The sequence below is a fragment of the Streptomyces sp. NBC_01775 genome, assembly GCF_035917675.1.
Classification (GTDB): domain Bacteria; phylum Actinomycetota; class Actinomycetes; order Streptomycetales; family Streptomycetaceae; genus Streptomyces.
Window position 1 is genome coordinate 3,893,988 of the sequence record NZ_CP109104.1, and the last position, 12,079, is coordinate 3,906,066.

The 12,079-nt window shown below is 67.1% G+C and carries 9 protein-coding genes and 1 tRNA gene; 1 reads left to right on the forward strand and 9 read right to left on the reverse strand.

Going from position 1 to position 12,079, the window contains the following annotated elements:
- Positions 1–70: 70 nt before the first annotated feature.
- From rpoB to OHB04_RS17365, 9 genes are all read right to left on the reverse strand, one after another.
- On the reverse strand, positions 71–3,553 hold the full coding sequence (rpoB, locus tag OHB04_RS17325) for a DNA-directed RNA polymerase subunit beta (protein WP_326688597.1): 3,483 nt from the start codon (positions 3,551–3,553) through the stop codon (positions 71–73).
- A gap of 537 nt (positions 3,554–4,090) precedes the next feature.
- Positions 4,091–4,477 carry a 50S ribosomal protein L7/L12 gene (gene rplL, locus OHB04_RS17330; RefSeq protein WP_326688598.1) on the reverse strand — a complete coding sequence of 129 codons (387 nt, stop codon included), beginning with the start codon at positions 4,475–4,477 and terminating at the stop codon, positions 4,091–4,093.
- 87 nt (positions 4,478–4,564) lie between these two features.
- Positions 4,565–5,137, reverse strand: a complete 573-nt coding sequence (gene rplJ, locus OHB04_RS17335; protein WP_326688599.1) for a 50S ribosomal protein L10 — start codon at positions 5,135–5,137, stop codon at positions 4,565–4,567.
- 303 nt (positions 5,138–5,440) lie between these two features.
- Positions 5,441–6,346: a hypothetical protein gene (locus OHB04_RS17340; protein ID WP_326688600.1), complete on the reverse strand. Its 906-nt coding sequence runs from the start codon at positions 6,344–6,346 to the stop codon at positions 5,441–5,443.
- A gap of 213 nt (positions 6,347–6,559) precedes the next feature.
- Positions 6,560–7,282, reverse strand: a complete 723-nt coding sequence (rplA, locus tag OHB04_RS17345) for a 50S ribosomal protein L1 (protein ID WP_326688601.1) — start codon at positions 7,280–7,282, stop codon at positions 6,560–6,562.
- Between the two features lie 86 nt (positions 7,283–7,368).
- On the reverse strand, positions 7,369–7,803 hold the full coding sequence (gene rplK / locus OHB04_RS17350; protein WP_326688602.1) for a 50S ribosomal protein L11: 435 nt from the start codon (positions 7,801–7,803) through the stop codon (positions 7,369–7,371).
- 1,214 nt (positions 7,804–9,017) lie between these two features.
- A complete protein-coding gene (gene nusG / locus OHB04_RS17355; protein WP_326688603.1) occupies positions 9,018–9,992 on the reverse strand; it encodes a transcription termination/antitermination protein NusG in 975 nt (324 codons plus the stop codon).
- A gap of 72 nt (positions 9,993–10,064) precedes the next feature.
- Entirely contained in the window at positions 10,065–10,346 is a 282-nt protein-coding gene (gene secE, locus OHB04_RS17360) for a preprotein translocase subunit SecE (RefSeq protein ID WP_405805051.1), read from the reverse strand.
- 128 nt (positions 10,347–10,474) lie between these two features.
- Positions 10,475–10,547, reverse strand: a tRNA-Trp gene (locus OHB04_RS17365).
- 179 nt (positions 10,548–10,726) lie between these two features.
- Here OHB04_RS17365 and OHB04_RS17370 point away from each other — a divergent pair.
- Positions 10,727–11,962 (forward strand): pyridoxal phosphate-dependent aminotransferase, encoded by a 1,236-nt coding sequence (locus OHB04_RS17370; RefSeq protein WP_326807761.1) that lies wholly within the window; start codon positions 10,727–10,729, stop codon positions 11,960–11,962.
- The last annotated feature ends 117 nt before the right edge of the window (positions 11,963–12,079 follow it).

Sequence of the window (12,079 nt, forward strand, 5' to 3'; positions counted from 1 at the left end):
TGTCAATGGGGTCTGAACGGGGTCGCGGGAGGGACGGGAGCCGCTGGTCAGCGGCCCCCGGCCGGACCCGTCAGACCTCTTCGACGCTGCTCGGCTCGCGCCGGGACAGGTCGATGCCGAGCTCCTCCGCCGCGCGGAAGACGTCCTCGTCGGTGTCACGCATCTCGATCGACATGCCGTCCGAGGACAGCACCTCGACATTGAGGCAGAGCGACTGCATCTCCTTGATGAGCACCTTGAAGGACTCGGGGATGCCGGGCTCGGGGATGTTCTCGCCCTTGACGATGGCCTCGTAGACCTTCACGCGGCCGGTGACGTCGTCGGACTTGATGGTGAGCAGCTCCTGGAGGGCGTAAGCGGCGCCGTACGCCTCCAGCGCCCACACCTCCATCTCGCCGAAGCGCTGCCCGCCGAACTGGGCCTTACCACCCAGCGGCTGCTGGGTGATCATGGAGTACGGACCGGTCGAGCGCGCGTGCAGCTTGTCGTCGACCAGGTGGTGAAGCTTGAGGATGTACATGTAGCCGACGGAGATCGGAGCCGGGAACGGCTCCCCGGAGCGGCCGTCGAACAGGTGGGCCTTCCCGGAGGGCTGCACCATCCGCTCGCCGTCGCGGTTCGGGACCGTGGACTCGAAGAGTCCGGAGATCTCGTCCTCACGGGCACCGTCGAAGACGGGCGTGGCGACGTTGGTCCCGGGGGCGACCTCGTCCGCGCCGATCTCGGCCAGACGCTCCATCCACTCCTCGGAGCCCTCGACCTTCCAGCCCTGGGAGGCCAGCCAGCCGAGGTGGACCTCCAGGACCTGGCCCGGGTTCATCCGGGACGGGACACCCAGCGGGTTGAGGATGACGTCGACCGGGGTGCCGTCCTCCATGAACGGCATGTCCTCGACCGGCAGGATCTTGGAGATGACGCCCTTGTTGCCGTGCCGGCCAGCGAGCTTGTCACCGTCGGTGATCTTGCGCTTCTGCGCGACGTAGACCCGCACGAGCTGGTTGACGCCCGGGGGAAGCTCGTCGCCCTCCTCGCGGTCGAAGACGCGGACGCCGATGACCTTGCCGGTCTCGCCGTGCGGCACCTTCAGCGAGGTGTCCCGGACCTCGCGCGCCTTCTCACCGAAGATCGCGCGCAGCAGCCGCTCCTCGGGGGTCAGCTCGGTCTCACCCTTCGGGGTGACCTTGCCGACGAGGATGTCGCCCGCCTCGACCTCGGCGCCGATACGGATGATGCCGCGCTCGTCCAGGTCGGCGAGGACCTCTTCGGAGACGTTCGGGATGTCCCGGGTGATCTCCTCCGGGCCGAGCTTGGTGTCGCGGGCGTCGACCTCGTGCTCCTCGATGTGGATCGAGGAGAGGACGTCGTCCTGCACCAGGCGCTGGCTGAGGATGATCGCGTCCTCGTAGTTGTAGCCCTCCCACGGCATGAACGCCACGAGCAGGTTCTTGCCGAGCGCCATCTCACCTTCGTCGGTGGACGGGCCGTCGGCCAGCACCTGACCCTCGACGACGCGGGCGCCCTCGTCCACGAGCACCTTCTGGTTGAAGGAGGTGCCCTGGTTGGAGCGGGTGAACTTGGCGACGCGGTAGGTGTTGTACGTGCCGTCGTCGTTGGCCACCGTGACGTAGTCGGCGGAGACCTCCTGGACGACACCGTCCTTCTCGGCCTTGATCACGTCGCCGGCGTCGACCGCACAGCGGTACTCCATACCGGTGCCGACCAGCGGAGACTCGCTCTTGATGAGCGGCACGGCCTGCCGCATCATGTTCGAGCCCATCAGCGCGCGGTTGGCGTCGTCGTGCTCCAGGAAGGGGATCATGGCGGTCGCGACCGACACCATCTGGCGCGGCGAGACGTCCATGTAGTCCACGTCGTCGCCCGGGATCAGGTCGACCTCGCCGCCACGGCGGCGGATCAGCACCCGGTCCTCGGCGAAGCGCATCTCCTCGGTGAGGGGCGCGTTCGCCTGGGCGATCACGAAGCGGTCCTCTTCGTCGGCCGTGAGGTAGTTCACCTCGTCGGTGACGACACCCTCGGTCACCTTGCGGTACGGCGTCTCGACGAAGCCGAACGCGTTGACCCGCCCGTAGGAGGCCAGCGAGCCGATCAGACCGATGTTCGGTCCTTCCGGCGTCTCGATCGGACACATGCGGCCGTAGTGCGAGGGGTGCACGTCACGGACCTCGAAGCCCGCCCGCTCACGGCTCAGACCACCCGGGCCGAGCGCGTTGAGACGGCGCTTGTGGGTGAGCCCGGAGATCGGGTTCGTCTGGTCCATGAACTGGGACAGCTGGCTGGTGCCGAAGAACTCCTTGATGGAGGCGACGACCGGCCGGATGTTGATCAGCGTCTGCGGCGTGATCGCCTCGACGTCCTGGGTGGTCATCCGCTCACGGACGACGCGCTCCATACGGGCGAGACCCGTACGGACCTGGTTTTGGATCAGCTCGCCGACGTTGCGCAGGCGGCGGTTGCCGAAGTGGTCGATGTCGTCGGTCTCGATGACGATCGTGTCGCCCTCGGCGGAGGTGGACTCCGTCTCACCGGCGTGCAGCTTGACCAGGTACTTGATCGTCGCGATGACGTCGGCGGTCGTGAGCACGCCCGAGTTCAGCGGCTCGTCGCCGCCGAGCTTCTTGTTGACCTTGTGCCGGCCGACCTTGGCCAGGTCGTACCGCTTCGGGTTGAAGTAGAGGTTTTCCAGCAGCGTCTGCGCGGCCTCACGGGTCGGGGGCTCACCCGGACGCAGCTTGCGGTAGATGTCGAGCAGCGCGTCGTCCTGCCCCTGGGTGTGGTCCTTCTCCAGGGTGGCGCGCATGGACTCGTACTGGCCGAACTCCTCGAGGATCTGCTCGGTCGTCCACCCGAGCGCCTTGAGCAGTACGGTCACGGACTGCTTGCGCTTACGGTCGATGCGCACGCCGACCATGTCGCGCTTGTCGACCTCCATCTCCAGCCAGGCGCCCCGGGACGGGATGATCTTGGCGGAGTAGATGTCCTTGTCGGACGTCTTGTCGATGGAGCTGTCGAAGTAGACACCCGGCGAGCGGACGAGCTGTGTGACGACGACACGCTCGGTGCCGTTGACCACGAAGGTGCCCTTGTTGGTCATGAGCGGGAAGTCGCCCATGAAGACCGTCTGGGACTTGATCTCGCCGGTCTCGTTGTTGGTGAATTCGGCGGTGACGAAGAGCGGAGCCGCGTACGTGAAGTCGCGCTCCTTGCACTCGTCGATGGAGTTCTTGGGGGGCTCGAAGCGGTGGTCGCGGAAGGTCAGCGACATCGACCCGGAGAAGTCCTCGATCGGGGAGATCTCCTCGAAGATCTCTTCCAGACCGGACTTGGTGGGGACGTCCTGTCCGCTGTCCAGCGCGGCCTCGACGCGACCCTTCCAGGCGTCGTTCCCGAGCAGCCAGTCAAAGCTCTCGGTCTGGAGCGCGAGAAGGTTCGGAACCTCGAGGGGCTCCTTGATCTTCGCAAAAGAGATACGCAGCGGGGCAGTGCTGGCGCCGTTGTTCGAATTGGCAGTCGAGGCGGTGCGCGAGGCGGCCAAGAGGGGGTCCTTCCGAGGGCTCGGACTCTCTACACGCATACCGGTGCCCCTGGTGACGGGCAGGGGGCAGCTAAAAGGCAGCGCAAAGGGTCAGTGTAGCCACAAGGCCCACTGATGTCCAGAGCGGATTTCAGGAAACCGGCTCACGCCCCGGTCTCCACCTCCTGCGGTTGTTCTTCTCGTTTCCACCACCGTCCCAACGGCCTCGATACGCCGGGGCGGACCACGCTCGACTGCGGCACTTCTCGCCTGCCGCAACACTTCCCGCTTCGCTCTCGATCCATGCCTCGAATCCAGGATCGATGTGACGACGCGTCCCGAGAATTGCGCGCTGCGTGCCGTTCGTCAAGGCCCCCAGGGGCAACGAAGATCACCATACCCGCCAGTGCCTGCGGACGGCGCAAGCGTCACAGCGACGCCGAAGGGCGACCACCCGTGTGGGTGATCGCCCTTCGCTGCTCCCCCACCCTCTCGGGGTAGGAGCGCGTGACCCGGTGACTCAGGAAGTCATCGCGTCGGTGACTCGGTGAGCCAGGTTCACTTGACCTCGACGGAGGCACCGGCAGCCTCGAGGGACTCCTTGGCCTTCTCGGCGGCGTCCTTGGCGACCTTCTCGAGGACCGGCTTCGGGGTGCCGTCCACGAGCTCCTTGGCCTCCTTCAGACCCAGCGAGGTCAGCTCACGCACGACCTTGATGACCTGGATCTTCTTGTCGCCGGCGCCGGTGAGGACGACGTCGAACTCGTCCTGCTCCTCGACGGCCTCGGTCGCGGCGGGGCCACCCGGGGCCTGGACGACGGCGGCGGCCGGCGCGGCGGCCTCGACGTCGAACTTCTCCTCGAACTTCTTCACGAAGTCGGACAGCTCGACGAGGGTCATCTCCTCGAACTGGGCAAGCAGGTCATCCTGGCTGAGCTTCGCCATGGTGCTGGTCCTTCCAATAAGTCGGCGGGTGCCGGATCAATATGTCGGCGGGCTTACGGGCCCGCTGCGACCGGGTGCGCGAGTTGGTTACTCGGACTCGGCCTCGGCGGGAGCCGGAGTGTCGGCACCGCCCTGCTCTTCGACCTTGCTGCGAAGCGCGTCCGCGGTGCGGACGAACTTCGTGAGCGGGGCCTGGAAGGTCGCCGCGGCCTTGGCCATGGACGCCTTCATGCCACCGGCCAGCTTGGAGAGCAGCACCTCGCGGGACTCGAGGTCCGCGAGCTTCTTCAGGTCGTCGGCGCCGTACAGCGCGCCGTCGACGATGCCGCCCTTGATCACGAGGGCGGGGTTGTCCTTGGCGAAGTCACGAAGACCCTTCGCCGCCTCGACCGGGTCACCGGTCACGAAGGCGACAGCCGAAGAGCCCGTGAGGAACTCGTCCAGCTCGTTGATCCCGGCCTCGTTGGCCGCAATCTTGGTCAGCGTGTTCTTCACCACACGGTACTGAGCGTTCTCACCGAGCGAGCGGCGCAGCTGCTTGAGCTGGGCCACGGACAGCCCGGTGTACGCGGTGACCACAGCGGCGCTGGAGTTACGGAACTTGTCCGTAATCTCACCAACGGCGTCGATCTTGTCGGGCGCGACCTGATCCCTTGCCATGAGCCTCGGCCTCCTTCCGGGTGATGAGGACCGCTCGGAAGGGGCTGAACACAACAAACGCCCCAGCGCAGGCGCATGGGGCGTCAGCTCGACCGAAGTGCGTGGAGCACCAGGGGAGTTCTTCCTCAGTCACCTGCGCGGGCCGTCCGCGGTGAGCGGATCCTTCGGTCACCGTGCACTCCGTATGCGCACGACGACGACCAGCGGTCTTTGGCTTCCCGTTGAGAGTACGCGAACGGCCCCTTGAGCGGCAAATCCACCCAGGGGCCGTCGGCTCCGGCTCGGTTCAGCCTCGGGAGCGGGTCAGCTCTGGCCGCCGGTCAGCTCGGTGAAGTCCATGGCGTCGGAGGAGGAGGGGTCCTCGACGTTGACCTCGGTGCCGTAGTCCGAGTAGTAGACCGTGGAGTCCAGGTCGCCCTGGCCCTTGGTGCTCTTGGCGGTCTCCCGCTTCTTGACCAGCAGGTCCTGGTCGTCGACCCACAGGTCGATCTTCTCGGTGGTCATGCCGGTCTGCTCCAGCTGCTGCTGCAACTGCTGGAGTTCCTTCTCGCTCAGGTCCTTGGACTGCATCTTGGCCAGCTCGGAGACCTTGACGGTGCCGGAGTAGTGGGTGGCCTTCTTGCCGCGCACCTGCTCGCTGCCGACCTGCTTGACCTTCTTGCTGGCCAGGAGCAGCTGGACGGAGCGGGCGGGGTTGTTGTTCTGGAGCTGGTCCTTCATGAACGCGCCGGAGGCACCCGCCTTCTCGGCGAGCACGTCGTAGTCGTACTTGATCCAGTGCTTGCCCTTGCCGGCGGTGGAGGCGAACTCGTCGCCCATGTTCACGTACATGGCGTCCTTGGCGTAGCGCACCGTCATGGGCTTGTTGCCCATCGGGGAGCCCTTGGTGGCGCTGCCGGACTGGGTGACCTCGATGTCGCCGGTCACTCCGCCCTCGGACCAGTCCATGACGCCCTTGAGGTCGGAGCTCATGTCGCCCTGGGGCGTGGTCTGCTTCTGTACGCCGTCGACCTTCGCGGACTGCTGCTTCTCGGTCGCAGTGGACGCCTTGCGCAGCTCTACGAGCGTGCCCTGGAGGGGCGAGCCGCCCGCCTTCGATCCACCGCCGCCGCTGCCGCCGTCTCCCCCGCTGTCGCTGCCGCCACAGGCCGTGAGGCCCGCCGTCAGCACCACGCCCGCTGCCGCCGCCGCTATTCGTGTCTTCTGCACGGGAATGCCCCCGATTCCGAACTGGACTCTGACCCCAAGGTTTCTTCAGCCGCACCTTACGCAACGTGCAAGACGAAATACCCCGTGGGCCGGGTTCCACCCAGCCGGGCGGCGCGCACCCCGCGGAAACGGCGAAGGCCGGTGCCCGCCCCCTGATGAGGAGCGGGCACCGGCCCTGATGCCATCCGGCCGGCCGACGGATCGGCCTTCGGATCAGACCGCCGCCGGGTCCTCCTCGGTGAGGAGGTTGCGGGTGCGGTTGCCGTCGACCGGGATGCCCGGGCCCATGGTGGTGGTGAAGGTGGCCTTCTTGACGTACCGGCCCTTCGCCGCCGCGGGCTTCAGCCTGTTGATCTCCTCAAGGGCCGCGCCGTAGTTCTCGACGAGCTGCGTCTCGTCGAAGGACGCCTTGCCGATGATGAAGTGCAGGTTGGCGTGCTTGTCGACGCGGAACTCGATCTTGCCGCCCTTGATGTCCGTGACGGCCTTGGTGACATCCGGGGTGACGGTGCCGGTCTTCGGGTTCGGCATCAGACCACGCGGACCGAGCACGCGGCCGAGACGGCCGACCTTGCCCATGAGGTCCGGGGTCGCGACGACGGCGTCGAAGTCGAGACGGCCGCCGGCGACCTCCTCGATCAGTTCGTCGGAGCCGACGATGTCGGCGCCAGCGGCCTCCGCTGCCGCAGCACGGTCGCCGGTCGCGAAGACCAGGACCCGGGCGGTCTTACCGGTGCCGTGCGGGAGGTTGACGGTGCCGCGGACCATCTGGTCGGCCTTGCGCGGGTCGACACCCAGGCGCAGGGCGACCTCGACGGTCGCGTCGAACTTCTTCGTGGCGGTCTCCTTGGCGAGGCGGACGGCCTCCAGGGGCGCGTACTGACGCGTCTTGTCGATCTTCGCGTCCGCTTCGCGGAGAGTCTTGCTGCGCTTCACTGCTTCTCCTGACAGTTGGAGTCGTGGTACGGGCCAGCGCTTGGCCCTGCCACGGCGATACGGGACGTGCCGGGGACCGCGAACGGTCAGCCTTCGACGGTCACACCCATGGAACGGGCGGTACCGGCGATGATCTTCTCGGCGGCGTCCATGTCGTTGGCGTTGAGGTCGGGCATCTTGGTGGTGGCGATCTCACGCACCTGGTCGCGGGTGAGCTTTGCGACCTTGTTGGTGTGCGGAACGCCGGAGCCCTTCTCGATACCGGCAGCCTTGAGGATCATCTTCGAGGCCGGCGGCGTCTTGGTGATGAAGGTGAAGGAGCGGTCCTCGTAGACCGTGATCTCCACCGGGATCACCCAGCCACGCTGCGACTCGGTCGCGGCGTTGTACGCCTTGCAGAACTCCATGATGTTGACGCCGTGCTGACCCAGCGCCGGACCGACCGGCGGAGCCGGGTTGGCGGCACCGGCCTGGATCTGGAGCTTGATCAGCCCCGCGACCTTCTTCTTCTTGGGAGGCATGTTCTCTCCGGGTCCTGGTGAGAGGTGATTCGCCCTCCACCCTTCACCCGGGCGGAGGCATACCGCACAACGATAGCCGGTACCAACGTGGGGCTTGAAACCGAGCAGGTCAGAGGGCTGGCGGAGCCTCCCCGACCTGCTCGAAAGCTGGTGTTACGGCCTGCTGCCCGCTCCCTGCCGCCGTTGGATACCGAGGGGCCGCCGTACAACCACGGTGCCGCACTCTGGCGGCCCGTACGAGGTGTCCCCCGGGCAAAAACGTCTCGCCCGCCGAGCGGCCGGAGCCGGGCGGCCACCGGCGTCCCGGAGCCGCCAGCGATCACCAGCTCCAGCTTCCGCCCCCGCTCCTCCACGCCGCTGTTCCTGGAGGAGAAACCGGTCGGCGGCCCTTTGTCGACCGGCACGAAAGCGGTTACGGGACATGCTCCGCTGCATGGGAATTCCGGTCCGAAAACAGATGCATTTCAAGACCGATGGGAGCAATACAAATTCTCCCTGAGAGGGCACACGGAAGGACGCCGCGCGGGCGGGTGCAGGACCGGGGGGCCTGACCAGCGGCGCACGGGGAAGCGGCAAGGACCTCCACGTCCTGCCGCAACCGACGGTTCTTCCACCGCAGTTGGGCCTGCTCCTCTCAATCGGAACGTATCCGGTCGGCGGCACCACAGGCTCCGTACGGAGCGATCACTTTCTCAGAAGGAAAGGAAGGGTGAAATTCCGGAGGGGCGGCGGGAATCATCGGTCAGGCCGGCACGGGCGCTCTGTCGGTCCACGACCAGATCCAGTGGAGCCGGGAGGTGGAGGGACCCGCAGGAGGCGCTGCGCGAAGCGAACGGGAGGGAGACCACGGATGTGTGTCCACCAGGCATACATGCGCTCCGGCTGCCGGTGACGCTCCGTGGTGTTCAACCCACCGACATCCGCGATACCGCGCTGAAGGTGATCATGGGCATGGGCCGGCTCCCCCAGCTCCACGACCAAGAGTTTGCTGTGAGGTATGTCGCTCTTCCAGTTGAGGGGAGCAACGACAGCGCCTGTCAGGCGAGTGGCGGAAGATGACACGCCAGCTGCAATTCACCCACGGGGCCGGGCAGCCGCCTCATACGCCCGGTTCATTCCAGAAGCCGAGTGGGCCATCGAGCCCCGTCAGAGTGGGACGTGCCTGGGCGACCTGGGCGGATCGGTGCATCCACCCAGGTCAAAGCAGCAGCGTCCTAGTTCTTCTGGATCTGGTCGAAGCTCAGCTCGACCGGGGTCTCGCGGCCGAAGATCTCGACCAGACCCTTGACCTTCTTCGAGTCGGCGTTGATCTCGTTGATCGTCGCCTGGAGGGTGGCGAAGGGGCCGTCGGTGACGGTGACCGAGTCGCCGACCTCGAAGTCGAGCACCTGGACCTCGACCTTGCGGCCGGGACCGCCCGCCGGCTTGCCCTCTTCGTCGGCCGCGGCGGCCTTGGCGGCCTTCTCCTCGGCCTCCGGCGCGAGCATCTTGACGATCTCGTCGAGGGTCAGCGGGTAGGGGTCGTAGGCGTTGCCGACGAAGCCGGTGACGCCGGGGGTGTTACGGACGACGCCCCAGGACTCGTTGGTCAGGTCCATCCGCACCAGGACGTAGCCGGGGAGCTTGTTCTGGCGGACGGTGCGGCGGTCGCCGTTCTTGATCTGGACGACCTCTTCCTGCGGCACCTCGGCCTGGAAGATGAAGTCCTCGACGTTGAGCGAGACGGCGCGCTGCTCAAGGTTGGTCTTCACACGGTTCTCGTAGCCCGCGTAGGTGTGGATGACGTACCACTCGCCGGGCAGGAAGCGCAGTTCCTCGCGGAGCTGGGCGACGGGGTCGACCGGCTCTTCTTCCTCTTCGGCGGGGGCTTCCCCGTCGGCCTCGGCAGCTTCATCGGCTTCGGCCGCCTCGGCGTCCTCGTCGACGGCGCCTTCGACGTCCTCGGTCACCGTGCCCTCGGCGTCCTCGGCGACGGTGTCCTCAGCGGCGGCCTGGGCCTGGGCGTCCTCGGCGGTCTCGGCGACGGCGTCGGACTCGACGCCCATGGCCGCCTCCTCGGCGGGCAGGCCCGCGGCGGCGTCAGCAGCTTCGGCCTGGTCGACGCTGCTGTCCGCCGCCTCGACGATGTCACGCGCCGTGTCGTCACCCTCCTCGGGCTCGACGGCATCGTTCAGGTTCGGCTCAGACACGGTGGCTGCTTCTTCCTGGCTTCAAGGGGTCGTACATGCGGAAAGCCCCGCGAGCGGGGCTCCGCGGGAGGGTCAGCTGAAGATGTACTTCATTGCTTCTGACAACCCATAGTCAATCACGAACACCAAAGCGATGATGATGACGACAAAAACGATCACCACGGAGGTGTACGTGGAGAGCTGCTGCCGAGTCGGCCAGACAACCTTGCGAAGCTCCGCGACGATCTGGCGGTAGAAAAGCGCAAGGCGAGCCAGTGGCCCCTTTTTCGCCCGCTTTCCGCCCTTACGAGGCTTGTTGCCCTCGGACGACCCTCCGGGCTCAGGGACCTCGGTGGTGTCCGTGATCTCCGTCACTCGTCCTCACCTGATCCGGGTCGTGGCCCTGCGGCGTCCGGCCCGGCCGCACGGCGGTGCAATTCAGTGCATTTCGGAACGTACGCAGAGATGCGTACGCAGGCACACACCTCGCGACGTGTGTGTAGCAGGGTCGGAGGGACTCGAACCCACAACCGCTGGTTTTGGAGACCAGTGCTCTGCCAATTGAGCTACGACCCTTTGTGGTTCCTTCAACCTACCGCATACAGACAGTCGCATGGCGCGCGCGCTCTGAGTGATGAGTGAAGGCCAACGACGTGTGAGTGTACGTGCTCAGCGCGCGGGCGTCGAACAGGATGCTGCGGTGCCGTGCCCGAACCCCGGTGCCCCCGGCTCCGGCGGTCTGGGAACATGCGTGTATGACCGCTGCGACCCCCTCTGCACAGTCCCCCTCCGAGCGACGTCTCTCGGCCCGTATCAGCGCGATCTCCGAGTCCGCGACGCTGGCCGTCGACGCCAAGGCGAAGGCGCTCAAGGCCGCCGGGCGCCCCGTGATCGGGTTCGGAGCCGGCGAGCCGGACTTCCCGACACCCGACTACATCGTCGAGGCCGCCGTCGCCGCCGCGCGGGACCCCAAGAACCACAGGTACTCCCCGGCAGGCGGACTGCCCGAACTGAAGTCCGCCATCGCCGCGAAGACGCTGCGGGATTCCGGATACGAGGTCGAGGCGTCCCAGGTGCTCGTCACCAACGGTGGCAAGCAGGCCATCTACGAGGCGTTCGCCGCGCTGCTCGACCCGGGCGACGAGGTCATCGTCCCGGCGCCGTACTGGACCACCTACCCGGAGTCGATCCGGCTGGCCGGCGGCGTCCCCGTGCCGGTCGTGGCGGACGAGACGACCGGATACCGGCTGACGGTCGAGCAGTTGGAGGCCGCGCGCACGGAGAAGACCAAGGTGCTGGTCTTCGTGTCCCCCTCCAACCCGACCGGCGCCGTCTACCCGCGCGAGCAGGTCGAGGAGATCGGCCGCTGGGCCGTCGAGCACGGGCTGTGGGTGCTCACCGACGAGATCTACGAGCACCTGGTGTACGGGGACGCCGAGTTCACCTCGATGCCGGCCGTGGTGCCCGAGCTGCGCGACAGGTGCGTGGTCGTCAACGGCGTGGCGAAGACGTACGCCATGACGGGCTGGCGGGTGGGCTGGATCCTGGGCCCGCAGGACGTGGTCAAGGCGGCTTCCAACCTCCAGTCGCACGCCACCTCGAACGTCAGCAACGTCTCGCAGGTCGCCGCGCTGGCCGCCGTATCCGGCGACCTGGAGGCGGTCGCCGCGATGCGCGAGGCGTTCGACCGGCGGCGGCGCACCATCGTCCGGATGCTCAACGAGATCGACGGGGTGCTCTGCCCCGAGCCCGAGGGCGCCTTCTACGCCTACCCCTCGGTCAAGGCCCTGCTGGGCAAGGAGATCCGGGGCAAGCGGCCCGCCACCAGCGTGGAGCTGGCCGCGCTGATCCTGGAGGAGGTCGAGGTCGCGGTCGTACCGGGCGAGGCGTTCGGCACCCCGGGCTATCTGCGGCTCTCCTACGCGCTGGGTGACGAGGACCTGGTGGAGGGCGTCTCGCGCGTCCAGAAGCTGCTGGCCGAAGCGCGCTAGCGGCGGCGCGCACCTTCCGTTTCCCCTGCCGTTCCGCGGTCGCGGCACTCCACGAGCGGGCCCGGGCACTCCCCCGGGCCCGCTCGTGCTTTCGGGGCCTCCCCCTTGTGGGGACCC

What these genes read in the sequence shown, in the direction of transcription:
- OHB04_RS17370 (WP_326807761.1), top strand. Translation starts at nt 10,727, where the DNA reads ATGACCGCTGCGACCCCCTCTGCACAGTCCCCCTCCGAGCGACGTCTC.
- rplJ (WP_326688599.1), bottom strand. Translation starts at nt 5,137, where the DNA reads ATGGCAAGGGATCAGGTCGCGCCCGACAAGATCGACGCCGTTGGTGAG.
- rplK (WP_326688602.1), bottom strand. Translation starts at nt 7,803, where the DNA reads ATGCCTCCCAAGAAGAAGAAGGTCGCGGGGCTGATCAAGCTCCAGATC.
- rplL (WP_326688598.1), bottom strand. Translation starts at nt 4,477, where the DNA reads ATGGCGAAGCTCAGCCAGGATGACCTGCTTGCCCAGTTCGAGGAGATG.